This is a genomic window from Dyadobacter sp. OTU695, from assembly GCF_038440355.1.
Taxonomy (GTDB): Bacteria; Bacteroidota; Bacteroidia; order Cytophagales; family Spirosomataceae; genus Dyadobacter.
The window spans coordinates 476,606-502,540 of record NZ_JASATN010000002.1 but is presented as its reverse complement, the minus strand read 5'-3'; the positions used below and the strand labels follow the sequence as shown (position 1 = coordinate 502,540).

17 protein-coding genes are annotated in these 25,935 nt (G+C 49.5%); 5 read left to right on the top strand and 12 right to left on the bottom strand.

The window, feature by feature from the left end; all coding sequences use genetic code 11:
• Positions 1-148: 148 nt before the first annotated feature.
• The 4 genes from AAHB90_RS07865 to AAHB90_RS07850 all read right to left on the bottom strand — a co-directional run bounded on the left by AAHB90_RS07865 (position 149) and on the right by AAHB90_RS07850 (position 8,516).
• On the bottom strand, positions 149-1,522 hold the full coding sequence (locus AAHB90_RS07865; protein ID WP_342084382.1) for a RagB/SusD family nutrient uptake outer membrane protein: 1,374 nt from the start codon (positions 1,520-1,522) through the stop codon (positions 149-151).
• A 16-nt stretch (positions 1,523-1,538) separates the two neighbouring features.
• A complete protein-coding gene (locus AAHB90_RS07860) occupies positions 1,539-4,643 on the bottom strand; it encodes a SusC/RagA family TonB-linked outer membrane protein (RefSeq protein ID WP_342084381.1) in 3,105 nt (1,034 codons plus the stop codon).
• A 478-nt stretch (positions 4,644-5,121) separates the two neighbouring features.
• Positions 5,122-6,192, bottom strand: a complete 1,071-nt coding sequence (locus AAHB90_RS07855; protein ID WP_342084380.1) for an alpha/beta hydrolase — start codon at positions 6,190-6,192, stop codon at positions 5,122-5,124.
• A gap of 356 nt (positions 6,193-6,548) precedes the next feature.
• Positions 6,549-8,516 carry a KUP/HAK/KT family potassium transporter gene (locus AAHB90_RS07850; RefSeq protein WP_342084379.1) on the bottom strand — a complete coding sequence of 656 codons (1,968 nt, stop codon included), beginning with the start codon at positions 8,514-8,516 and terminating at the stop codon, positions 6,549-6,551.
• A 236-nt stretch (positions 8,517-8,752) separates the two neighbouring features.
• Between AAHB90_RS07850 and AAHB90_RS07845 the strand changes: the two genes are divergently transcribed.
• Genes AAHB90_RS07845 through AAHB90_RS07835 form a run of 3 tightly spaced genes read left to right on the top strand, consistent with a single transcriptional unit; the run spans position 8,753 to position 11,225 of the window.
• Positions 8,753-9,682 carry a pentapeptide repeat-containing protein gene (locus AAHB90_RS07845; RefSeq protein WP_342084378.1) on the top strand — a complete coding sequence of 310 codons (930 nt, stop codon included), beginning with the start codon at positions 8,753-8,755 and terminating at the stop codon, positions 9,680-9,682.
• 12 nt (positions 9,683-9,694) lie between these two features.
• Positions 9,695-10,456, top strand: a complete 762-nt coding sequence (locus tag AAHB90_RS07840; RefSeq protein WP_342084377.1) for an ABC transporter ATP-binding protein — start codon at positions 9,695-9,697, stop codon at positions 10,454-10,456.
• Between the two features lies 1 nt (position 10,457).
• Positions 10,458-11,225, top strand: a complete 768-nt coding sequence (locus AAHB90_RS07835) for an ABC transporter permease (protein ID WP_342084376.1) — start codon at positions 10,458-10,460, stop codon at positions 11,223-11,225.
• Here the strand turns inward: AAHB90_RS07835 and AAHB90_RS07830 are convergent, their stop codons facing one another.
• The 7 genes from AAHB90_RS07830 to AAHB90_RS07800 form a co-directional block, all read right to left on the bottom strand.
• Positions 11,226-11,546 (bottom strand): hypothetical protein, encoded by a 321-nt coding sequence (locus AAHB90_RS07830; protein ID WP_342084375.1) that lies wholly within the window; start codon positions 11,544-11,546, stop codon positions 11,226-11,228.
• 8 nt (positions 11,547-11,554) lie between these two features.
• Positions 11,555-11,767, bottom strand: coding sequence for a hypothetical protein (locus tag AAHB90_RS07825; protein ID WP_342084374.1), 213 nt, complete (start codon positions 11,765-11,767; stop codon positions 11,555-11,557).
• 99 nt (positions 11,768-11,866) lie between these two features.
• Positions 11,867-12,325, bottom strand: coding sequence for a peptidoglycan-binding protein LysM (gene lysM / locus AAHB90_RS07820; RefSeq protein WP_342084373.1), 459 nt, complete (start codon positions 12,323-12,325; stop codon positions 11,867-11,869).
• A gap of 103 nt (positions 12,326-12,428) precedes the next feature.
• A complete protein-coding gene (locus tag AAHB90_RS07815) occupies positions 12,429-14,030 on the bottom strand; it encodes a T9SS type A sorting domain-containing protein (RefSeq protein ID WP_342084372.1) in 1,602 nt (533 codons plus the stop codon).
• Between the two features lie 290 nt (positions 14,031-14,320).
• Positions 14,321-15,136, bottom strand: a complete 816-nt coding sequence (locus AAHB90_RS07810; protein WP_342084371.1) for an SDR family oxidoreductase — start codon at positions 15,134-15,136, stop codon at positions 14,321-14,323.
• Positions 15,137-15,175: 39 nt separating this feature from the next.
• Entirely contained in the window at positions 15,176-15,580 is a 405-nt protein-coding gene (locus tag AAHB90_RS07805; RefSeq protein WP_342084370.1) for a hypothetical protein, read from the bottom strand.
• A gap of 132 nt (positions 15,581-15,712) precedes the next feature.
• Positions 15,713-19,780 carry a two-component regulator propeller domain-containing protein gene (locus tag AAHB90_RS07800; protein ID WP_342084369.1) on the bottom strand — a complete coding sequence of 1,356 codons (4,068 nt, stop codon included), beginning with the start codon at positions 19,778-19,780 and terminating at the stop codon, positions 15,713-15,715.
• Positions 19,781-20,384: 604 nt separating this feature from the next.
• Here AAHB90_RS07800 and AAHB90_RS07795 point away from each other — a divergent pair.
• Positions 20,385-24,056, top strand: a complete 3,672-nt coding sequence (locus AAHB90_RS07795; RefSeq protein ID WP_342084368.1) for a hypothetical protein — start codon at positions 20,385-20,387, stop codon at positions 24,054-24,056.
• A gap of 26 nt (positions 24,057-24,082) precedes the next feature.
• On the top strand, positions 24,083-25,129 hold the full coding sequence (locus AAHB90_RS07790; RefSeq protein ID WP_342084367.1) for a T9SS type A sorting domain-containing protein: 1,047 nt from the start codon (positions 24,083-24,085) through the stop codon (positions 25,127-25,129).
• 137 nt (positions 25,130-25,266) lie between these two features.
• On the opposite strand, the gene AAHB90_RS07785 is transcribed toward AAHB90_RS07790, so the two are convergent.
• Positions 25,267-25,905: a response regulator transcription factor gene (locus AAHB90_RS07785; RefSeq protein ID WP_342084366.1), complete on the bottom strand. Its 639-nt coding sequence runs from the start codon at positions 25,903-25,905 to the stop codon at positions 25,267-25,269.
• Positions 25,906-25,935: the final 30 nt, after the last annotated feature.

The following is a 25,935-nucleotide window of genomic DNA, read 5'->3' as shown; positions in this document are numbered from 1 at the left end:
TTTCTGCCAGGTATTTTTACATTTACCCCACATGGGCACCCGACAGTATTAGCGGTTGAACAGTAGCAGACCTTTGGCCTGCCACTGTTCATAACTTTGACTTGAGCCATCGTCGGAGCCGTATTGGCTTTCGAGACCGGTTAAGCCGTTAATTATAGCCCTGATTTTGGACCAACTGCTTATTGACATCCATTTCACGCTGGGGAATGGGCAGGATAAGCTTGGGGGAATTATACGGCAAAGCACCTACATTCTGCCGCGTACGCCTGAGGTCGTGCAGCGTATGGCCCTCGAATGCCAGTTCCAAATGCCGTTCTTTGAGCACAGACTCGATCGTGGCCGCAGTAGCTGCTTGCAGGCCGGCGCGGGCGCGGATCAGGTTCAAGTCAGCGAGTGGCGCGGCGCCTGTCTGGCTATTGAGTCGCAGGTTTGCTTCGGCGCGGGTCAGATACATTTCCGCTAGTCGGAATTGCAGCACATTACCGAATTGATCCAGGTGTTTTTGGGTGAATGTGTTGTTGGTAGTCACAAAAAATGCACCCCGTTTGTCACCTGCTTCGTATAGGCTCCGGTGCTTGGCCAGCACGCGGATATCACCGCGGCCCCCAGTCCCCAAGATATCCTCAATGGCAGTTCCAAAGAAGGTATTCATGTCATTGGTACCATCCTGCTGGGTGACAATCATCGAAAAAATGTATTCCTTAGGATTGGCGCCACTATTGTCCAGGAATGTAAAAAAGAGCGATTCGAATGTAGAATTAAGAGAGAATTTACCGGAGTTGATCACTTGGTTAGCTTCGTCGCGCGCTGCGCCGTAATTGCCCTGCATCAGATACACGCGTGACAATTGCGCGGATGCGGCATATTTGGTCGCATAGATCGTATTGCTTTCGGGCAACAACGATTTGGCCGCCGTCAGGTCTTCCAGCACCTGGGCATATACTTCGGCCACCGGGTTCCTGGGTATTTTGTCGGCATCGGTAAGGACACGTGTAGGCTTCAATACCAATGGAACGCCCGGGTTGGAGGCATTGTCTCCGTCCCCCCAGGTCTTGGCATACAATCTTACCAAATCAAAGTAGATCGATCCGCGAATGAACCGGGCCTCGCCCTCTATGCGCGCACGCTTGTCTTCATCGACAATCGACAGTGCCGAGAGCACATTGTTGCAGCGGTTAATGGCCACATACGAGTCGCGCCAGGTAGCTGTGGCAGTCGCGTTGTTGGTGGTCATTTCTTTGTTATTCATTTCAAGAAGGTTCTGAAACGTACCTCCGAAACCCAGCTCGCCGGAGTTCCCAAGAAGCTCGGAAGCGTATTGGAACGCGCCGCCGTACACGTCCACGTCCTGCAAGCCGTCGTAGCATCCGATCAGGGTCACCTCGACGTCGCGGGAAGTGCTAAGGGCAACACTTTCATCGATACTTTGAGTCGGCTGCACGTCCAACTTGCTGTCGCAACCGGCGATGGTCAGCATGGCCGAAAGCAATGCCGCCTGGATGATATATCTGTTCTTTTTCATGATTTCTGCTCAAATATTAAAATCCGATATTAATACCCACCAGCAATGTGCGCGGCTGAGGCGCCGTGTAAAAGTCGTTACCCAGCGCGAACTTGCTGTCCTTTTCGCTCAGATCGTCGGTGTTGACCTCTGGATCCCAGCCTTTGTATTTGGTAAAAGTAGCCAGGTTGAGTGCCGAGACATAGATTCTTACCTTTTCCATCTTAATGCGGCGCACCAGTTCTGCTGGCAGGTTATAGCCCAGTGTCATCGAACGAAGCCGGAGATATGAGCCGTTGAAGATATAGCGCGTGGATGCCTGGTTGCCGTTGCCGCGGTAGAAACGGGCCTCGGGAACGTCGGTATCCGGATTTTCGGGCGTCCACGCATTCATCTGGTCGGCAGTCTGGTTGTCTTCGTAGATGCCATTGGCGGACGAATATTGTCCTACCCCGTAGAAGTTGATCTTGTTGCCTGAAACGCCGTTGAAAAAGACGCTTAAATCGAGCCCTTTGTAGGAAAAAGTATTGGTGATGCCACCCACGAACTTAGGGTTCGGGTTACCCGCAACTACCCGTTGCGCGCTGTTATAGCCACTGTTAGTGACAGTGGAGCGGTCTACTGTTCCGTCAGGGTTAGGCGTATTTTTATAGAACAACGCGTCTCCATTGGAGCGGTCCACTCCTGCGTATTCCACTGTATAGAACACGCCCACCGGCTGACCTTCCATAACGCGGCTCATGCTGCGGATACCGCCTTCGATCACCTGGCCTTGGATGTCGGTTACCTTGTTTTTGTTGTTAGCGATATTCAGCGAGGTCGTCCAGCGGAAGGCGCCCACCGTGTTTTGGGTATTCAACACAAACTCGAAGCCCTTGTTTTCCAGCTTACCCACATTGGCATACTGAACCGAAAAGCCGGAAGTGGCCGGCACATTCACTTCCAACAGAAGCCCGTTCGTCTTTTTGACATAATAATCGATCTCTCCATTGATCCGGTTATTGAACAGACCGAAATCAACACCGAAATCGGCCTGCCGGGTAGTCTCCCATTTCAGGTCGGGATTGCCGATCTGCGACGGACGTTGCCCGGCAGACCCCGCATAACCCGCATCGCCGGCAAAAAGTCCGAGCTGTGGGAAATCTCCGATCTCAGAGTTACCGGTCGATCCGTAGCTTCCGCGGAGTTTCAGGAAGCTGAGAATGTTGTTGTTCTTAAGAAAAGCTTCTTCGGTAAGCACCCAACCCAATGAGGCTGACGGGAAGAAACCGTAACGTGAGTTGGCCCCAAAACGCGACGAGCCATCGATACGCGCGCTGGCAGACAACAGGTATCTATCGGCAAACTTGTAGTTCATGCGAAGGAAATAAGACAGAAAACGGAAATTGGTTTCCGTAGTGCTTCCATCCGACTTGGTAGCAGCGCTGGCGATTTTTTTATAGGAATCCGATGGAAACTGAGTGCCTTCCACAAAGCTCATCTTTCGTTGCGATTGTTGGTAGGACATCCCCAGCGTAGCCCCGATGCTGTGCAGGCCGAGCGTCTTGTCGTAGGAGAAAAAGTTGTTGGTGTTATAGTTGGTGACAAATGTGGCGTAGTTGTTACCCAACCCGCTGGTGGCCTCGGTCACATTCCGCACGTTCTGGCTTTGGTAATAACCCTCCTCATTCTGGTTCAAAAGGTCGATACCCAGTTCGCTGCGGAATTTCAGCTCGGGCAGAATATTGAACTGTGCATAAGCGTTGGTCAAGTTCCGAAATGAGGTCGCTTCGAATTTCGCGTAGTTGATCGAGATCATCGGGTTGAAATAGAGCGGCACATTCAAATCGCCGGGAGGCGTTCCAGTGGGCAGGCCCGTTTCGGGGTCGGTGAATGGCGTCAGCGGAGTCAATGCGGCCATTTGAAGGGGGTTAGAGAATGCATTGTCACCCGGCAAACGGTGGTTAACCGTACGCGCAAGGCCCATCGACAATCCCACCTGCAACCATTTGTAAGCCTGATGATCCAGGTTCATGCGCCCGGAAATGCGTTGGAGCTCGTTTCCCACCAAAGTGCCCGTCTGATCCAGGTATTGCCCCGAAAGAAAAAACTTCGTTTTCTCACTTCCACCGTTGACTTGCAGGTCGAGCTGCTGCATCGGGCCTTTCTGAAACGCCTGATCCTGCCAGGAATAGTTCTGCTGCTGAGGGGTATTGTAAGTGCCCAGGCTGTAATATTCCAGGAAACCACCCGGCCCGAGCATGTATTGAGTCTGGGAATCGGGATCCTGGGTATCGATACCGTTTATACGATCGCGGTTATTAGCCGCCATCGTGTAGAACTTTATGTACTGATCCGCATCGAGGAATTTCACACGACGTGTCGCTTCCGAGGAGCCCAGTTGGTAGTTCAGGCTCACGTTGGTCTTCCCGGCCTTTCCGCGTTTAGTCGTAATCAACACGACGCCGTTGGCCGCACGGGAGCCGTAAATAGCCCCGGCAGAAGCATCTTTGAGGATTTCGATAGACTCAATGTCGTTAGAGTTAATGTCCGACAATGGATTGGTTGCCCCGCCATTGTTGCTCAGATCCGCTGTGGTGACGGGCATCCCATCGACCACATACAACGGCTGGCTGCTGGCGCTGATGGAGGAATTCCCTCTCACCCTTACGTTGATCGCCTGTCCGAGCTTGCCCGTACCGCTATTGACGTACACCCCAGCTGCCCTTCCCTGGATGGCCGCATCGACGCTGGTCACAGGCATATTCTGGATTTCTGTCCCTTTCACCTGGGCGATATTGCCGGTAACGTCCCTTTTGATCTGCGAACCGTAGCCGGTCACGACCACCTCGCTAAGGCTGCGGGTGTCGCTTACGAGCTTGACATCAATAACGCTTTGGCTGGCTACGGTTATCTCCTGAGCAACCATCCCTACAAAGCTGAATACAAGAACGGCATTGGAGGAGGGCACCTCAATCGCATAAACTCCTTCCGCATCAGTCTGCGTGCCGATGTTGGTGCCCTTTAGCTGCACTGAGGCTCCCGGCAGGTTCGAAGCATCTTCGCTGGTAGTCACCCTTCCGGTAATCCTGATGCCCTGTGCTGCCACAGGTAGCCAGCCAGTCAGCCACGCCAGAAGCATTATTGGAAAAATCCTTTTCATAACAAGTTAGGTTTGGTTAATCGTTGGTTACTACTAGCAAATATATTTCCAGAGCCCAAATAACCAAATTTTATTATGATTTTCTTTTATTTCTATTATAATTTATTTTGATATTTTGCTAATAAAAAATATAAAATTTTGATTAATGAATTTTAAATACTGGCTATTTTCTCCTGGCAAACCGGGTAACCTAAACCACTATACGTGAGCAAAGCCTGGGCTGAGCGTCACCTCGCTGCATTGCTCTGAAAGACACCCTCTTTGGGAAAGCGTCTTTGCCTCACTTGTTCCGTATTTCGATATGCGTGACGAGCTGCCCTCAGAACTGGCAGACATTCGCTTTCAAAAAACAATAAGGGTACAGCCCGGCGACAGTATCTAAATAACCCCGGATTATCGGAAACATTCAGCAGGACTGCCATCCTAGCATCGTCATTTCAATCGTAAAAAGCCGCAATGCACCTGGACCGCCAATAGTTCACTGCTTTTCATCAAAGGCCAGCTTTTCATTAACGAAGGGAAGCAGCCGAGAATAAAAGCGACCATTATCTGTCCAGGTTTTATTGAAAGGGTTACCAGCATATTCTTCTGCCTCGTGCTCGATTCCCATATCCTCGAATATGCGACTGAGATCACGGTTCGAGCTTACATGCGCACGGGTTTCGTCAAAACGCCCCCAGTCAAAAAATATACCACGTAGTGATTGCAGATCCGCTAACGATTCTTCAACACTCGCATCCAGTAAGAGTCCCTTTTTTAATTTGGTAAGATTTTGAATGCTTAACCTGGGTTTTCCCTCTTCAAGCTCCATGAAAAAGTCACAATAGAAAGGAGACCGCATGGGATTTGGGAGATAAGCTTGACAAAAAGTGATAAAAAGTTTAGTTCTGCCATCAGTGACTTCACTTGCCGTTGTGGCGTTCAATATTTTGTTCCAATCAATGCCAACGTGCGTCCATGGTATATCCCCGGTGCCAGCCGCTACCGGGTTCAGGGCATAGACCGATCCAAAAACTTTGGCATTAGTCATGGCCAACCTGAGTGCTCCCCTGCCACCCATGAAATCGCCTGTAATCGCACGGCTGTCCCGGTGAGGGATGGTTCGAAACTTATTGTCGACAAATGCGACCAACTCATGAGCGGTGAAGTCGAGCCAACGCCCACTGGTTGTCGAATTTTCGTATATACTTCCCGTTGTCGGCGTGCTGTAGTCGGCCGCGACGAAGATGAATTCTTTGACCACACCGTTAACAAAACCACGTTCAATGAGCGTGGATAAGCGGCCATCATTAAATAGCTTTTCGGCGCTCCAAAAAATATTGTGACAATAATACACCACCGGGTATCGCTTGCCAGATGTTTCGTAGCCAGGAGGCAACAATACCCAAACATCTCGAATCGGGTCGATGTTGATCTTGTTTTCGCGAAGAACGGATGAATTGATTTTCTCGGTTACCACTCTGCAATGTTTTACAACCTGCGCTATGATTTCCACCGAAGAGGTAATGCTCAATACTACGCACAATCCCAATAATTTTGTTCGGCCCATTTTGATAACATTTTGGTGAGTCTCCAAGCTATGGAATCGGCAGATTTAACAAAAATTTGATTGATGATTGCATTACCGCAGTATATAAGCTACCGGTAATTATTGATCAGTAGTAGGCCATGATTGCTCAGGAGTAAGATCTAACCGGGTATTCGGACATATGAAAGTAGCATCTTCGATGTTTTTCAAATTTGGCTTTTTTAAGAATAATACATTATTGATAGAAGCCGACTTTGCTAAGTGGCTAAACAAGTTTTAACAGTACATTTATCAAAATGACAGGCCGGTTGGGCAACAGCAGCGACCCAATTTTCAAATCAAGCCCATTAATAGCGAATTACACAAACAAATTAAAGTTACCGGCTGTCGGCAGTTGGCTTCCGGCGTATCACGTATTCGTCCAGGGGCTGGTAAACCAGCGGGTATTTCTCATAAATAACATTGCTTTCATCAAGGCCAAAATTAGCCCCTTCCTGTACACCGATCATTTTCAGGTTGTAATAGGATTTGATCAGAAGGTTCTTCCAAAACGAAAGAGCGTTGTCATAGGAAAGGTAGGAACTACCTACAATGAAGCGGTAATCCCCCATGTCGCGTCTGTCGTATTTTTTTTCCTCTGCCTGCTCATACACCAGCTCTCCCGTTGCCAGCAGGTCCTGTACAATGCGGCGGAAAAATAAATCGACTTTGGGCTCTATGCGAAAACCAACATGTATGTTGATAAAGTAGGCATCGTTTTGCGAGATCGTTTTTACATCATATTGCAGCGTGTAGGGTTCATCGGCCACCTCGACGTGAATAAACCAATAGATATCCGCCCGCTTGGCAGGGCTGTTAAAAATGGAATCCAGCGCCCTGGTTTCGATCAAATCACTCTTACTACTTGAAGTCAGGTAGATAAGGTTGGTCGCGTAGCTTCTGATTGCATAATTCCTAGACAAATCGCTTAGCTTCTGTGCGACGATTGGCGTAACGGAGGAAAAAGCGACCAACTTCTCCTGCATCCGGCGCCCCTGTTGCCAGGTGAGCATGGTCAGAGAAAGGATAGCGCCGACCACCAGCATGATCCAGCCTCCTTCATGGAGCTTCTGCAGGTTGGCGGTCAGAAACGAGCATTCAACGGCCAGAAATACCGCCGTAATGAGCGCCACCAGACCCGTGTTTACCCTGCGAGTAACAAGGTACAGGGCCATTAAGAATGTGGTTATCAGCATCGTCAACGTCACGGAAAGGCCGAACGCTGCTTCCATGTTCTTGGATTCCCTAAAGTGCAAAACCATCAGAATGCAGGCGCACATCAAAAACCAGTTGAAGAATGGAATGTACATCTGCCCGCGGATCGTGCCTGGGAAGATCACGCGGTTTCGAGGCCATACCCCGAGCCGGATCGCCTCGTTTACCAGCGTGAAACAGCCCGATATAAGCGCCTGGCTGGCGATCACGGTCGCCATCGAAGCAAGGATGACAGAAGGAATGTAAATACCCTGAGGAATGATGTTATAGAAAGGGCTTAATGCATTGGCCTTTCCCACGCCCAGTAGCCACGCCGTCTGTCCGGCGTAGCTTAAGATCAGACAAATCTTTACATAGATCCAACTTAGACGAATATTATTCCGGCCGACGTGGCCCATGTCGCTGTAAAGCGCCTCCGCCCCTGTGGTACACAAAAATATGCCGCCCAAAAGCCAGAAACCAGCAGGATAATTTACCAACAACTCATACGCATACCAGGGATTGACCGCTCTGAGAACAGACCAGTCGGAAGAGAGCGCCATCAGGCCTATTATGCCAATGAAGGAAAACCAGAAAAGCATCACCGGGCCAAAGAACTTGCCGATTTGTTGGGTCCCCAGTTGCTGGATCAAAAACAAAACGATAATAATGGCGATGACAATCGGGACCGTATCCAGTTGGGGATCGAACTTTTGGAGACCTTCGATGGCCGAGGCCACAGAAATCGGCGGGGTAATGATCCCGTCCGCAATCAAAAATGCCCCTCCCAGGATCGCGGGCACAATCAGCCACTTGCCAAAATAGCGTCTAATCAAGGTATAAAGCGAGAAAATCCCCCCCTCTCCATGATTATCCGCCTGCAAGGTGATCAGAATGTATTTTAAAGTGGTTTGAAGGGTGAGCGTCCAGATAATGCAGCTGAGAATACCCAGGGCTTTGGTTTGGGAAACAACTTCACCTTCATGGAAAAGAGCGTTTAGTGTGTAAAGTGGAGAGGTCCCGATGTCCCCGAACACGATCCCGATGGCTATCAAAAGTCCTGCGGGCTTAATCTGTCTGTGAAATGCGTGATAGTCTGCGCTGTGTTCCAAAGTGAAAATAGTTTTCGATTTTTCTTGCGAAATAAATCAACTTTCAAAGGAATCCGCAAGATTTAAGATGTTTGAGCGCTCGAATAGGCACTTTTTCCGCCGATACCACAGCTTCTAAGCCAATAACAACCAGAAGTAGCATAAATACAACCAAGAGTAGTTGCTTTTTTGCAAGCCATAGAGCCTCTCCCATATAGTTTTGCGATGTCGAAAAACAAAAACGAAACACAACTCGCATGGACAGTAAAGTAATCGGCGAAAAGATCGCCAAAGCAAGAAAAGACAAAAGTATGTCGCAGGCGCAGCTCGCCCAACACATATTCATCAGCCCGCAGGCAGTCGGCAAATGGGAACGCGGAGAATCGATGCCCGACATTACCACATTTGATCGGCTGGCAGAAATTTTGGGGGTAGACCTCAATTATTTCTCCGAAAATGCACCGTCGGCAGCCGATAAAACAGCCAATGCTGGGGAAGCTATCACGCCGCCTGCGCATTCAAGTGAAAAGGTTGCCGGTCAGCAGGGCCGCCAGGTCTTGGTTAACCTAACTGCGGCCGATCTTCCGGAAAGTGATTTTGCAGGGGTTGTTTTGCATAAAGGCACATTTAAAGCCAGTTCGCTACGCGGGGCCGACTTCTCCAACGCCGATCTGACCAGCAGCTCTTTTGATGCAACAGATGCACGTGAAGCAAATTTTGACGGGGCGGACCTGACCGGATGCAACTTTTCGGCTACAGACCTTACAGGAGCGAGCTTTGGCAAATCCGTGCTTGTAGGCACTATCCTGAACATGTCGGGCCAGGGCGCAAAGTTTGTCGATGCAAAACTGGTGGATGTCAAGCTGATCAAAACAGACCTTAGAAAGGCGATCTTCGAAAACTGTACGTTCACTGGTGTAGATTTCAGCTATTGCGACCTGCGCGGAACCGACTTTGGCAGCCAAACCTTCGATGGTGTCCGATTTGACAAGTCCGCGCTCACTGACGTTTCTTTCCAGGGTGCGACACTCAGAAATGTGTCGTTTACCGTGCCTTTCTCGCTGACCAACAAAGCACACCTGTCCCTGAAAACCATACGCTTTGACGGAGCGAGGATGGACAAGCTTACCTACCTGGCGCTCAAAGGCCTCAGAGTCGTCGATTTGTCAAATGTTACGATCATCTAACCGCCAATAATCATGCAAAAGCTGGCAATACAAGTGGAAGGGCTGCAAAAGTCCTTCAAGGGACTTCATGTGCTTAAAGGTGTGGATTTCCAGGTGGAAAAGGGCAGTATTTTCGCCTTGCTAGGGACCAATGGGTCGGGAAAAACCACGATCGTCAAAATCCTGACCACCTTGCTTAAACCCGATGATGGAAAAGCAGTCGTCAATGGGTTTGAAGTTACGGCAAATCCCGATCAGGTGCGCCGGTCGATCAGCCTGACGGGCCAGTTTGCCGCCGTGGACGAAATGCTTACTGGGCGAGAGAACCTGATCCTGATAGCAAGGTTACGGCACCTTCCAAATCCGGGTCAAATCGCCGACGAACAATTAAAACGTTTTGGTCTTACCGAAGCGGCCGGCCGGCTGTCATCCACTTACTCAGGCGGTATGCGCCGAAGGCTCGACATTGCTATGAGCCTGGTCGGCAACGCTCCGCTCGTATTTCTGGACGAGCCTACCACCGGTCTGGATCCGGAGGCGCGTATCGAGGTGTGGAAGATCATCAAAGAACTGGCCGCCGGTGGCACCACCGTGTTTCTGACCACCCAGTACCTGGAAGAAGCCGAACAGCTGGCTGACAGGATCGCCATTCTTGACAAAGGTAAAATTATCATCAGCGGAACACTCGCGGAACTGAAAAAGCGCTTCCCGGTCGCAACAGTGGAATACATCGAAAAACAGCCAAGCCTGGAAGAAATCTTCCTGGCGATCGTCGGCGCTAACCAGGAAAAATGAAATGGAAACGACAAAAACCTATTTTTTTACAGACACCGCCGTCATGCTGGGCCGTTCGTTACGGCACGTTTTCCGCAGCATGGATACGATCATCACCGTTACCATAATGCCTATTGCCATGATGCTGCTATTCGTCTACGTGCTGGGTGGCGCGATCCAAACCGGCACAGATAACTATGTGAATTACCTATTGCCAGGCATCCTGCTGATCGCCATCGCCAACAGCATCGGGTATACATCCTACCGACTATTTTTAGATATGCAGAAAGGGATATTTGAGCGGTTCCATTCCATGCCGATTGCACGTTCGGCTGCATTGTGGGGGCATGTGCTGACTTCTCTCGTTTCCAATATGCTCTCCCTTTTCATTATAGTACTGGTAGCGCTGATCATGGGTTTCCGCTCATCCGCGGGCGTGATCGAGTGGTTGGGCGTAGCGGGCATGCTTGCGTTATTCACACTGACATTAACCTGGATCGCTGCCATCGCCGGTTTGTCGGCCAAATCAGTCGATGGCGCAGCTGCAATCGCTTACCCAATCCATTTCCTGCCGTTGATCAGCTCCGCATTCGTGCCCACTGCCACCATGCCGCCGGCAGTCCGGGCATTTGCCGAGAATCAGCCTGTGACCCCGGTTGTCGAGACGATCCGTGCACTGCTGTCCGATCAGCCTGTTGGCAACGAACTGTGGCTTGCGCTTGCATGGTGCGGAGGAATTGTGCTTTTGGCTTATTTTCTGGCGATGAGGGTGTATCGAAGGGCTAGTTGATCAGTTGTCCTGGCCGATATCCAACCTATCCACTTTTCCAGAAGCGTCGAAATGGAATTTAAAATAAGTTCTGAAATCTCCCCATTTCTCTGTGGGGAAGTTCCCAAAAATGTCCTTTCCCTCGTTTTCCACCCTATCAACTGTGATAAACTTCTCGTGACCGCAAGCCTCTTTAACAAATCCGGGAAAATTACGTGGGTTTCCATCGTCATAGAGTTTTGCATCGGCCGTAAAAAATGAGAGAAATACCTTACTATCCCCTGTTTGCCAGGCATCTAAGGCTGCCTTTACTGTCTGGTTGGTTAGTTTGCTCGTGTCCACTGTCTGGGTTATTTGATTGGCTGATTTTTGTTGTTGCCGCTACCCAAAGGCAATTGAGCCATGGCTGGATTTATTTTGCCCTGCGCCCGGCGTTGGTCTATGCTTTCGGCCTGACTTTCAGATTCAGTTTTGGAGGGAATGGGCGGGTCTTGCCCACCCATCTCACTTAGTTTCCGAACTAATTCTTCCTTTCTTATACTACTGGTCAAATAGATATCCATGCAATATTGAGATTAGCTTTTGCTTTGATTTCTCTAGTGGTGAATGAGCCGATCACCCGAGTTATGTCCAAAACGCTCCGGTGATTGGCTCAAAGTGTTTTACAATACCGGAATCCGCAGCACCTGGCCGGGATATATTTTATCCGGGTCTGAAAGCATGGGGCGGTTCGCTTCGAATATCAAAGGAAACTTATGCATGTCACCGTACACAGCTAATGCTATTTTGGAAAGTGTATCCCCGGCTTTCACCGTGCGGTAAGTTGCCGCAGGAGCCGGATTAGTAACTTTCAGGCGGTTGTCGACCGTTTCAACCCCTTCAACGTTTCCTACTGCCAACGCAATTTTCTCGGCATCTTCTTGTTTTGCCACTTCTCCCTCCAAGATCACCGCGTCGGCCGACACTTTTACAGCCAGATTGTTGTATGCCAGCCCCAGTGATTTCACATGGGCCAGCAAGGCGCTCGCACGCAGAGGCTCCACTCCATGGGCGGGAACGGCCACCTCTTCTTTTTTGAATACTTTCTCCCCTACTCCTTTGATAAATGATAATAGACCCATTTTGATAATATTTAAGTTAAAAAATCTGATTCCGGCCTATACCAAATCGCGCTATTTTGAAAAAATGGCTATGGAAGACTTACTTCACCCAGGACTTACCGTTCTAGTTATTTTTAACCACTTTATAACTAGTAACAACGCCTTGGGATGTCGTGACCTGTACCAGGTAAATACCGTTGACAAGCTTGTCCAGAGAGATGAGCTCTATTGCGGCTTTGGCCCTGGTCTGTAATACTACCCTGCCCGCGAGGCTGAATACCTTGATCTCTTCTGTACCCGAAAGCCCATCAATGTTCAAGGTTTCCGATGCAGGATTTGGATACACCTTGTTTGGAGTGCTGAACCTCACCTCCCGTATGCGGCTGTATAGATATTTGCCGTCAAAATCGGATTGCTTAAGACGATAGTAACTTATGCCGGACAGCGGAATCTCATCAGAAAAGCTGTATTCCTGTTTCAGGTTCGTATTCCCGTTTTCCGCCTTGCTGCTAAGTGAACCGATGCGCGTCCAATTTCTCCCTTCCGGGCTTCTTTCAATATCAAAACCTTTGTTGTTGCTCTCGCTTGCCGTAACCCAAACCATCTTCACGGCATTGCTCTCTCTGCGGGCATCAAAACTGACAAACCGCACCGGCAATGGACTATCGGGGTCGCTGGCTTTGGTATACCAGGCATAATCCGTCGCTGTGAGTTGAATTCCTACGCCTATTATGTCTGATTGAGCAAAAACTTGGTTCGCATGAATGCCCGCAGATACATAATCGGTGGCTGTTGAAGTGCTCCATGTGCCGCCACCCTGATACTGGGTGATGAACGCATCGGTATCAGTATAGGCTGCACCGTCGGTAGCGTTGTTGTGCTGAAAAATCATATTCTGGGCAAAGCCGCCATATATGTGCCACGTACGGTCCATTCCTTCCTCGGGCCTGTCGATCTGCGCAGTACTGGCTGCATAGTCTGTTACGCTTACATGATATGTGACAATGCCTGAATACCCCAGGGTTACCGGGGTATAATCGCCCTCCGCAATGCCCACGGGGAAGGTAAAACTCATACTAGGCCCCTCGTTCAGAACCTTCACCATATGGCCTTGTATACTGTTGCTGGTAACTACCATACGGTTAGCTCCGTAATTGGTAATGGTGGCATTGTCTGAGCCAAAAATAAAATCGGTAATACTTGCCGAAGTGTTTCCCGCTGTCCCGTCGTCAAACACTTTCCCCATAATCACATCGCCATTGTCGACTGCGAGATTAAAATCCTTTTGAACGTTTAGCGAAGCATTATCAACGACGGACGGGCCGTCGTTAAAACCAGGGTCAGATATATTTGCCAAGACCATATTATCAGCGTTACGCAATTCAAGGTTTACGTGAAACAGCGCATCATTACCATCGATATAGGTGGCCGAAGCTATTCCGCCGGCGTCGGAGGGGTTATAAAACTGGATGGTTCCGGCACCGCTCATCACAGCATCAGGACTGACATAAACATATTTGGCATAAATTTCCCAGGTACCGTCGATCTGGTAAGTACCTGGTCCCAGGTAAAGTGATTCGCTAATGTCCGCCTGGATTCCGCCCGCGGTGACGGCCAGGCCCATGTACACCGATGAAGTGCCAGGAGCCTGTCCAGCGGCTGGTTCTGCCAGGATAATATTACCGATAAGCAGCCCTGTGGCTAGCAGCGTTTTTATTTTGATCATTTTTAGATGGCTTAAAGAGTTTTAAAGTCATGGGGAGGGATTTACAACAAGATTACCTGGCTTTGCGCTACATTCTGCCGACAACAAACCAATTGGTACCGTCCAACTGAACAATTCATCGGATATGGGGTAATACTGCGGCGTTCCATCGGTAGATAATTTGCAAAAAACTATAAAAGCCACAACCACCGGTTATAGCTATACGTTACCTGATACCACATCATCGATGCGGCCGCGTAACAAGCCATGTACAACATCACATTCTTGGTATAGACGCCTACGGAAAAGTTTTATCTGGTTGTGTACCCCCCGTTGGCAAAAATCGTCTGTCCAGTAATCCACCAACCGTCCGTGATAAGAAACTCGATCAAAGGAGCGATGTCAGCGATATTCGTTAGCCCGCCCAGTGCTGAGGCTGATTTATGGTAGGCTACCGCGTCAGGTGTTTCCTGTCCATAGAAAAATGGTGTATCCATCGGGCCGGGAGCCACCGCTGTCACTGAAATTCCTCGTGATCCGAACTCCTTGGAGGCAGCGCGCGTAAAGTGTTCGACAGGAGCTTTCATCCCTTCATAAGTCGAGTAGAGCCCGGTAAAGGCGGCAAGCAAAGAAGTTACGACAGTACAAATCTTACCGTTATCGCTTAATTTTCGTCCGGCTTCCTGGATAAAAAAATAGGCGATCTTCGAATTGATATCGCTCATGCTGTCATATTCCGCTTCTGTGGTTTCCACAATGGGCTTCTTTAGTACCTTGCCTACTGTGTTGATTGCAATGTCTATTCTGCCAAATTGCTCAATTGTCTCATCAAAAAGGCGGGTAATGTTGCCAATGTGTGTTAAATCCCCTTGAAATAGAAATGCTTTTGCCCCAAGATCTGTAACGTCTGCCAGAGTTTGAACCGCATCTGCTTTGCTGTGCTCTGTGTTGTAATGGATGGCCAGCTTTGCCCCTCTGCTCGCTAAATTCCTTGCCAGAAGACCGCCCAGGTTCTTACCGCCGCCTGCGATCAAAACAACTTTGTCTTTCAAATCCGATTTTGCCATTTTTTGTAAATTATAAGAACAAATGAAATCTTTTATGAACATCACTGCTACACCAGCCATGCGGCTTATGGTCAGCAACATCTTTGCTACGTAATCAGGTTATAGCAATTTCACCAGCAGCTCTGTTGGTATATAGCGCATACCCGCACTAACCACCTTCATGCATTCCCCAAGCTCTTCACCGACGCTCTTTGCAGGCAGATAACCGCTGGCACCCGTCCTAAAATACCTAGGGGTTATCGTGCGGTTAAAGGTTTCTCTCATAACAACGACCTTTGCGAGAGGCCAGCACTTGGTAGCAAATTGAATGTTGGCCATTTGTTGCGGCACATCCATTTCGTCCAAACTCAAAAGAATTACGTCAAGGGGTGAGTTGGCAAATTCATCATACAGGTTTATCAAATCCCTAAACGCGTATACATTCGTACGGTCAAACTGAAAATTTAATTCATTAATAAGATCGGTTCTAGCCTTTGAGCGCTTTTCAATAACGGCCGTCTTCATAAAACAATCAATATTATATTTTTGCGATAGAATAATCTAACGACAAAAATCGACCACCTTCTTGAATTACATGGGTTGTTTTCTTACCAGAATGGGGGCAAAAACCTCCAATCTCACTTTCTAGACAATATCTCATGAAAGGTCGCTATCAGTACCATGCCTGCGTACTTCGTTTGGCGTTTTGCCATAAACCTTTTTGAACTCCCGGCCGAAATATTTGCTGCTTTCATAGCCAACAATTGTCGCAACCTCGCTTACATTATACTGGCCCGACTCCAATAGCTGCAATGCGCGCGCCATCCGGATCTTCTTCACAAAATCGTTAACAGTCAAACCGGTCAGATCCCGGAGCTTTCGATATAGCACCGCTACGCTGGTTCCTATTTCAAACGCCATTTCCTTCACACCGAAATCCGGGTCTGATATGTTTTCCAAAATCAGGTTTTTGAGCCGGATGACGAATTCACCGTCAAAATTTCTGACAAAAACGTGATCTGGTTCCATCAGCACGGACTGGCTGTACCAGTGCCTGAGAACTTGCTTGGCGCTGATAAGATTCCGGATCTTGGTTTCAAACACATTCAGATTAAATGGCTTAATCAGGTAATCATCAGCCCCTGCCTGCAGTCCCTCCAATATCTGCGGAGCCGTTGCTTTCGCAGAAAGGTGAATAACAGGAATGTGACTTGTGAGAATATCTGATTTAAGCTTTCGGCATACTTCCAGGCCGTTTAAACCGGGAAGCATCACATCACAGACAATCAGGTCCGGCAAATACTCCCGTGCAATCGCGAGTCCGTCCTGGCCATTGTCCGCTTCCAGAATCTGGTATTGCCCCCGTAATGTTTCCCTTTCGAATGCGCGAAGCTCATCATTATCCTCGATCAAAAGCAATACAGGGTGCTGCCCCTCCCCATGAACATCGGCCCCCTCCACTGTTATTTGCGGTATAGCTGCCAACGCAGGTTCAATCGGCGCTGCATCTGCCAGAACTTCTGACGGCAGATGCTTCCGGCCTTTGGGCAAAATCATCGTAAAAATCGTTTCACCGGTATTAAGCCCGCTGGCTTTCCGGCTGGTTACCGATAACGCCCCGGAATGGCGGTCGACAATCCCTTTTGCCAGAGCCAAGCCTATGCCGTACCCGGTGTTTGATTGGGCGCCATTTTCATAAACCTGGAAGAAGTTTGTAAACAATTGCGGCAGAAATTCGGCTGCTATGCCCGGCCCGTTGTCGGCAAAGCTGACCGTAACTCTGTCCTCATCCTGGGAAACAGAAATAGTTACCGTTCCCCCCTCGGGCGTATACTTGACCGCATTGCTTAACAGATTATAGAACACCTTCTGCATCTGAAATGCATCGATCCAGACCAGGACAGGGGAAGCAGGAAAGTTGAGTTGCATATTAATCTGCTTTTCGGACATCACGTGTTCGAAGGCTGCCAATACATGGCGAAGATTGTGCACCAAGTCCTGTTCAGCAAAACTAAATCTGGCGCTCCCGGTCTGTATTTTGCGAAAATCGAGCAGTTCCTCAACCAATGTCATCAGCCGGTCGGAGTTATTTTTGGCAGTATCAAGAAATCCCCTGATCACCGAGTCTACCCTTAAAGACCGAAGCGCTTTTTCCAACGGACTGCTTATCAAAGTAAGGTGTGTGCGTATCTCGTGGGAAATATTGGTGAAAAAGTCGAGCTTGGCCTGATACAGCTCATTTTCCTTCTTGAACAGTGTACGCAGCCAGAAAAACCGGCCAATACCATACAAAACGCCAGTTGAGATGAGCACATAAGCAAGATACGCGTACCATGTCTGCCACCAGGGCGGCAAGACGGTTATCCTTACCCGCAAAGGCTTGTTAGACCAAAAACCGTCGCCATCGGCCGCCTTTACAAGAAAAGTGTAAGTTCCGGGGGAGAGGTTAGTGTAGGTGGCCGAAGGATAATCGGCCAGATTCCATTGTTTGTCAAAGCCTTCCAGCTTGTAGGCGTATCGATTCCTGTCGGAGCGGAAATAGCTAAGCAGCGCAAAATCCAGAGAAAAGACATTCTGGTCGTATTCAAATACCAGGTTCTGGTAGCGGTCTTCACCCTTGCTTAAAATACCTTGGTCATTCAAAGCGGTTATCTCACGGCTGAAAACCTTGACAGCAGTGATCACGATGCGCGAAGGTGATCGGTTCAAGCTGACTTTGCCCGGATCAAAAGAAAATACCTCCTTATTGGTACTAAAAAACAATACCCCTTTGGAATCCCGAATCGAGGTTGCCGCCCGCAACACCGCCTGGTTTGGCAGCCCGTCCTGGGCATCATAGTATTGAACGGTATGTCTATCCGGGTGATATCTAACGAGCCTGGCCGCATTATTGATCCATAAAAAGCCGGCGGCGTCCGTCTGCACATCCAACACATTCTCAACCGGGCTTGAAGCCTTTACGATTCGCCCGGTTTTCGGGTCGTAAACATACAAACCACTCATCGCCATCGCAAACCAGATTCTCCCGGAATTGTCTTCGGTTATCCGCCACACCGTCGAACCGTCTTCGAGCGTCCCCTTAAGCTGTATACGTTCAAATCTGGCCGCACCTGCCCGCAACAGAAAGACTTCGCCGCCGCCCCCAAACCACAAGTTATGTTTAGAATCTTCGGCGATACAGCGGATGTTCCGGTTTGAAACCGTCTGTCCGCCCGCATCCTGGCCAATAAAATGTTCTTCAAAAGCCCCTTTTTGCCTATTGAACAAACTCAATCCAAAAACACCTCCAACCCAAAGGCGCCCCTTGTAGTCCTGATGAAGGGAACTGACCAGGCCAATCGAGAATTCCCCCGGGCGAGCGCTAGGGATCTGATAGTCAATGCGCTCGTGTGTTTTTAAATCATATCGGCTAAGCACGGAATTTCCACCGCACCAAAGCACTTTACTGTCATCAACATGAAAGGTGTTGTAGGTAACTGCAAAAGGAAGTCGCAATTTCGTGCTTGAATAACTTTCCGTTGCTTGGTCGAGAAACGTAATGGCGCTTCTGTCATGATTAACTCCCCAGATCTCTTCATTTTTAAAAATGCCAAGCCATCCGGCTTCAAATGAATTCGCGGTCAAACTTGTTGTGCCGCCGGTAGATTTTGAGCTGAAATTGCATGAGGCTGGATGCATATAGCTAATGCCTGCGTAGTAGCTACCGGCCCAGACGCCTCCCTGCTTGTCGATGCACAATGCATACAAAACATCGTCGGGAAGGCTTTGCGGTTTTTGAGGATCATTATAAAACCATTCGGACTTTTGCGTCTGCGGGTCAAATTTTGACAAACCGGACCAGGTGCCTACCCAGAACTTTCCCAGGCCATCGGGTATGATAGACGAGACATTGGGCAACTTATCGGCGGGACGATGAAACTTTTCAATCACCTCAAAGCTTTCAGTGCCCGTATCGAACCGGATTAGCCCTCCCCTGTTGGACCCCAACCAGATACTTCCATCATTGTCCGCGTAAATTGCAATAAATTCATTAATAGGGGGATGCCTTCCTTCGGCGCCGAACTTGAAGACCTTTCTTCCTTTTCCATCTTTTTGAATCCGGACTAAGCCATCGTAAGTACCCAGCCATAATATTCCATTGCGGTCCTGGGCAATACAGCGCACCATGTTGGTCCAGCCCGACTCCCCTTCGAGACGAAATCTGGAAAAGGTTGGCTTTCCCTTTGAAAAAGTGAGATGGTTGAGCCCATTGGCGGTCCCCACCCAATACCCCTCCTTTTTATCCTCCATCACAGCAAACACCAAGTTACTACTCAGTGAGTTATGCCCAGACGAATCACTTCGAAAATTGGTAAAGGTATCAGTTTCCCGCTCGTATCTGCTAAGCCCCCCCCAAGTGGCAACCCAAATTTCCCCCTTCGAATCGCAAATCACGCTTTGGCCGGTGTGCGAGGCAATTGATCCGTCCAACCCTTTCTTGGGGGTATACTTTTTAAATGTGCGGCCATCGTAGCGAACCAATCCCTCAACAGTTGCAAACCACATAAATCCCAGCGAGTCCTGCGCAATACCTTGAACTGTCGCCACAGGAGCCCCTTCTCTCACAGAAAAGCGTTGAAATACCTGGCCAAAACTGCGGGGTACCAAAAGTAAAAAAACAGAAACAAGCAGCCAAAACAGCCTGGCGTCTGCGCCTTGTCTAAGGGCAAAAATGAAGTTTTTCACGATGAGGGGTAATAAGTCGATTGGGACAAACCAAAGCTAGGAATTCGCCCAAACGCATCGGGTAGAAAACCTACTACAAGATAAGATTTTATACCGCAATTGATAAGAAAACACCCCATAATCACGAAGAATGTCGTCGAATTACCGGGCGTTCCGATAATAAATGCGCGCTGGCAGGCTGGCCAAAGATGGGGTTCCGACTCCGTAAAATGTCAGAATTGCCAGACTCAAGAGCATCTTTTAAACCCGCACTTTTGACCCAATAAGATATCTGCCACACATTGAAAAGTTAGCGCCCCTCTTACCTGGTCAACTTAGTCCACATTTGTATCAGTTCACTCCATAACCGCCCAGGCAGTAGGTTCATCCACACCACAAAACCTGGTAAAACGCTCAGCTAACGAAGCTAAGATACCAACCAGCCCTCAACTAGCCCAAAAGACATATTACGCGAATCGGCAGTTCCTGCCGACGCCTCTCATATCAGTTTCACGCATCAACACAGAAAACCAATGACAATTTTAAACCAAATCAGCGAAGCCTATGCAGAATGAAAAGCAAAACAAGTGACACTTAATCGACACGAACTTAAATCTCAATTTAAATGAAAGAAAATTCTACTATCACAGCCCATTGGATATGCAATAAAAGAATGGGCTTGAAAAGAATAACCGCTGCCTTTCTGGCGGTTATTCTTTTTTCCGCATCGCTTTTCGCGCAGGACAGCGCCGTACCTGCTAACCAAGTCCCCCAAGCCAACACTGCCTGGGTACAAAACACATTTCCTGTTTCGGTAAGCAATTCAAACGGCCTGTGGGCGAACGCCGGAAATGTCGTTAACAGCTCCTTGTCCGACTACGCATCCACCTCCGTAGGAAGCACGTTTGGCGCATCCTTTACTAACAGATCGATCAAGGTGCTGGATGCGATCAATGCGTATAGCACTACTCCCTTCACCGGCTACTGGGTTGGCGTCAAGCTGAGCAGGACCGGGGTCTGGACAGCGCTTAACAGCTCGTTCAACGCCGTCATCACCACCTATCTGGACGGGGTTATCCAGGAAACCTCCCCTTCGCTGGCTTATGATGATAACATCGGCTTTTACGCGCATCTTGATTTTGATGAAGTGCAGGTTTCATTTTCAGGCAACTTTGCCGGAGGAACTCCCGAAATCCGTGTTTGGAACGTGGAGCTTCGCCGCTACACCCGAAGCCAGCCGTGCAACACCCCCACGCCACTGGTTGGCCCTGGACTGAACGCCACTACGGCCGGAATTGGCTTATGGACCGGGACCGGGAATCTGGAAGATAACGATCCGCTCACCCATGCCAACTTCACAACAGTACTTATCAGCGGTGCCTACACGATCACCATGCGCGACGATGCAGTGGTATTTCCGGTCGGCTCTTACGGGGGGATCAGGCTCACTACTGCTTCTGCATTTGCGGGCAACCTGATCAATCTGGCCACGCTGACCTTGCTTAAAGACGGTACACCGGTTACCACCGTTACCGGCGCCTCGCTGCTTTCCGGTTCTTTGCTAAGCTCCGACGGATCGGTGACAGTCGGCACAGTTTCAACCGGTGAGTTTAATGAAATCCAATACACCGTGCTCAGCCCGGGGTTTGGAGTGGTTAATACGATCGAGGTTTCCTACCCAGTCATTACCAATTTCTGCGACGGTGACCTCGCATGTAACACACCGACTAAAATGATCGAAGGTGATGGAACAAACGTCAACCACCCGGTTTATGTAACGACCAACCTTTCCGCCATCGGCTGCCTGCAATGCAGCATCGAATCACCCAACAATGCCGTCGATACCGATCCGGACAATTTCACTTATATGTCACAAGCGATTACCGGCGTTTCAACCTATTACGTAGGTGTCAGATCGCATCAGACAGGCGGCTATCCGGCCGGCACCTTTGCGGGGCTTGAAATTCAGGACGTGTATCTCGCGTCCGGCGGAGCGGGTATCGGACATTCGATCAGTACCTATTTGAACGGGGCACTTCAGGAAACCTACAGCGACGGCGGGGGCGTTGCGGCGACCAAGTTTTTTGTCAGCACCGGACGCCATGTAGTAGGTTTCAAAACAACGAAACAATTCGATGAGATCAGACTCACGATCAATTCCGCGTTCAGCGCCGGTATTTACGGCACGAGAATATATGGCGCGGTTTTCGAGAAATTCTGTTCGACAGGCACGCCCGCCTGTAATACTAATACAGCGCTTGTCCGCGACACTTTCCCCGTATTTATCGACGGACGCCATACCGGTGTAACGGATTTAACTTCCGTGAACAATTACATCGAAAACCCTGATAATGTTACCGACGCCTCTACAAGTAACTTCGCATCCATTAACCTGGTTGGCTCTGCAACTGTAACCGCCACGCTAGCCGTACAAGACGGCGCAGCCATCTCGACGGGCGGTACGCCCACGTATCCTTCGGGAACATTCGCGGGTTTTGATATCTCTAACAACCAGCTTGTTGGCCTGAACTCGCTCTCGGGCGTTACAGTCTCCACGCTCGATGAAACGGGTGCGGTGCTTGAAACCGTAAACGCCAGTGGCGGACTGCTCTCACTAAACTCTTCGGTTGTGAGTGGCACTCAGCGCCAGATTATCGGATTTGTGGTAAACCAACCATTTACAGGAGTTCGGATTTCATTCGCTCAGGGCCCGGGGCTGAGTCTGGGCGAGATCAGAATTTACTCAGCAGTCATCAAGAAGTTTTGCGTTGCCCAGGAGCTGGTTTGCCGGCAGCTCACGCCGGTCACTAATCCCGATTATCCGGTATACGTCGACGGAAAAGAAACGGGCTTCTTTGGAGTAGCTTCTGCCGGAAACGCGATCAATAACTCCGAATATGCGATCGACAACGACGCCAATAGCTATGCGGGCATTACCCTGGGCGCCACACTTGGCGCAAGCGCAAGCTTTGCCATCGCAAACGCCGTTGAAACGTATCCGGCCAGTACCTACGCGGGTTTCGACATTGGCAGCGCAAGTCTATTTAACGCAGGAGTGCTTTCATCGATGAGCATTCAGCTCCTCAATGATGGCGTGGTGGTACAGAATGGGGCCGCCACAGCACTTTTAGGTGGTATCACATCATCACTGGTTACGGGTGGCTACCAAAGGCAGGTGATCGGCGTCGTAGGCCATGTTCCGTTCGATGAGGTAAAAATTACCTTTGCCAATGGTGCCGCTGTGGATCTTGGTGTAATCAGAATTTACGGGGCCGTCTTTCAGCCATTCCTGGATGAAACGAGTGCCCAGATATGCACCGAGCTCATCGACTGCCAAAGCACCTATGTGCTGACCAACTCGATATCCGGTGGGAAAAACGTTTCGGCAGTCGTGAACTTTGAGCGTACGGGGACAACTGGCGCGCTCGCTGCCGGATATGGTGTTGAAAACCCCTGGAACGCGGTAAGCACCAGTACCACTGATTTTGCGACACTACACAATGCTGCGAGTGGAGCCAACACGGTTTCTCTTGCGATTGCCACCCCAGGTGTGGTCTACCCCAAGGGAACTTTCGCCGGGTTCACGATCAAGAAAAACGCCTTCCCGGTTTCAGGTTCGATATTTCCTAATATCACCATCTCAACCTATCTGAACGGCGTCCTTCAGGAAAGCAACCCGACAGGCGCATTGGTAGATCTGACCGTTGTAGTTCAATGGTTTGGAACACCCACCGATTTCTATAATCCTGGCTTTAAAACCACCAAACCGTTCAATGAAGTAAGGATTACAGTAAGTTCGCTGGCCACCGCATTGCAGCAGTATGTAGATGTATATGGTGCTTATGTGGATACCCGCGAGGCGGCACCTGAGCCGGGCGACGGTAGTACCCCGATCGTATGTACGCCGGATCTGACCCCGACAATCACGGTGATTCCAAGCAGCATCATTGGAAGTACAGCGATCATCCTGCGCATCCGGGTAACGGAGCTAAAAAACAAACCAACCTCTGGAATGTTGACGCTGAATATCAGGCGCTCGGCCGACTGGGTGATAGGCGTTACACCCGGCACAACCATTAACGGATGGACATACAACGGCCTGGTTGGCATTCAACATCAATTTGTGTCTGCCACAGTGCTCGACAACAGCTATTCCCAATTCAACGTGCCGGCCACTTTTAACCCATCAGGCGCTAACGGGAAATATGTTTTCACAGTCAGCATTCCGACAGGTTCCGGAGGAGAATCACCAGACACCAATAACACCGACCAGGAATCGATATCCTATCAACCGTAGTGATTAAACATTAAACAGCAATCCAAATGAAAAAGACATTATTGACAATTATAGCCGTTTTGGCATGGGTATTCAGCTACGCACAGGAGCCCGACGTAGGTGGCACTATCATCCAGGGAACGGGTGTGGGAGATAATCTGACGGCTTCGCCCTTTGCCCCGTCCGAGGCGGTTTCCTTCACCATCGACGCGGGAAGTTCGGTGGGGACCCTGAATTGGCCGCCGCCGGGGGGATCCGAATTCCAGGTCAATATTACGGTGCGGGGCATGGGTATTCCCGTCGTCTCTGTGGAGCCGGGGTTTGTCAATTACTTTGCAGCACCAGAGATTATAGACCTGGGCGGTGGCGTGTATTTTATCTCGCTTCTGCAAGACAAGGCTATTCCCGGTGGTGAATATACGGTCTTCAAGATATCCGGATCGGCAATCGGACCAAATGGGACAGTGGTCGGCTATCAGGCCAATGGAAATCCAGGTGGATACAACACGACCAATACGGGGAATGACGATCCGAGCTCCTTTGGGGTGATAGATACTAATCTACCCGTGACGCTGATCGACTTTCAGGCCACGAAAGAAGGCAGCATCGCCAACCTGCAATGGGCGACCACCGAAGAAACCAATAGCGATTATTTCGAAGTGCAACACAGTACTGATGCAAAGGCGTGGAAGGTCCTGGGTAAGGTCAAATCCAATGGAGAAAGTGCTATCCTGAGAAAATACGGCTATACACATACTACACCTTCGGGTGGGGTCAACTATTACCGTCTCAGGATGGCCGATAAGGACGAAACCTTCGCATATAGCGCTATCCGGTCCGTAATACTGGAAGGGGCTGGTGCCATGGCAGCCTACCCCAATCCGGCATCGGCTACCCTCCGTTTAAAAGGTGTAGATTTAAGTCAACTGAGCGGAATTTTCATCTACGACATGAGCGGACGCACCGTCATGAAGCTAAATGCTAGACTGACCCAGGAGATCGATGTAAGCAGGCTGCCTTCGGGAATCTACCTGTTGACGGCCAAGTCCAAAGACGGAACAACCAGCAGTCACAAAATAAGTATACAAAAGTAAGCGATAACAAACTAACAAGAGCAAGCCAGCCAGCGCGAAATGCTGTCTGGCTTGCTCTTGTTTAAATACAATACAAAGCCCTTTCCCTACATGGTAGAAAAAGGGCCTTACTTGCAGTCAACCTCTGAGATGGAACCTCAGCCGCCCGACCTTAACACTCTCCTTAACTGAAGCGCCGAGCCAACGTCAAGCTTTCGGAAAATAGTTGACTTCATCATAGTGACGCTAACCTGTTTTTTGCAAAAAAAATCGGCAATCCATTTCAACGGCATACCGTTTGCAATGCAAATAGCAATTTCCAGCTCCTGGCGTGTTAACTGGCCCTTGAAAAGTGTAGCCGGTCGATTTCCGTTCGGCCTGGTTCCCATCTCGGTAAGCATCCAGATCAGCGCATCCGGAGAGATGTGCCGCTTCCCCTTCATCACAAGCCGGATACAATCGACCAACTCCGATAATGGGGCATCCTTAGCAACGTACCCCATTACTCCCTCGCTCAAGAAAAAATGCGCCATGGCCGGATTTAACATATAATCCAGGATTACCACCGGCGCGACGGGGTACAACCTTCTGATTAGTTGCATTAGCTCCGCCGGCCTATCAAGACCTAGCTGGTCCAATCCAACTATAACGATTTCCGCAGTAGAACCAAGGTCCAAGTCTCGTAGCTCAAGAAGCTTATCCGATTCAGTCACCTCAATATCCGTAAAATTCGCGTCCAGCTCGGCGATAAGTCCCCTTCGTAGCAACGGATGTTTGTCAACCAATGCGATCTTCATTATAAAATCTAGTATTTAAGCGTGCTATAG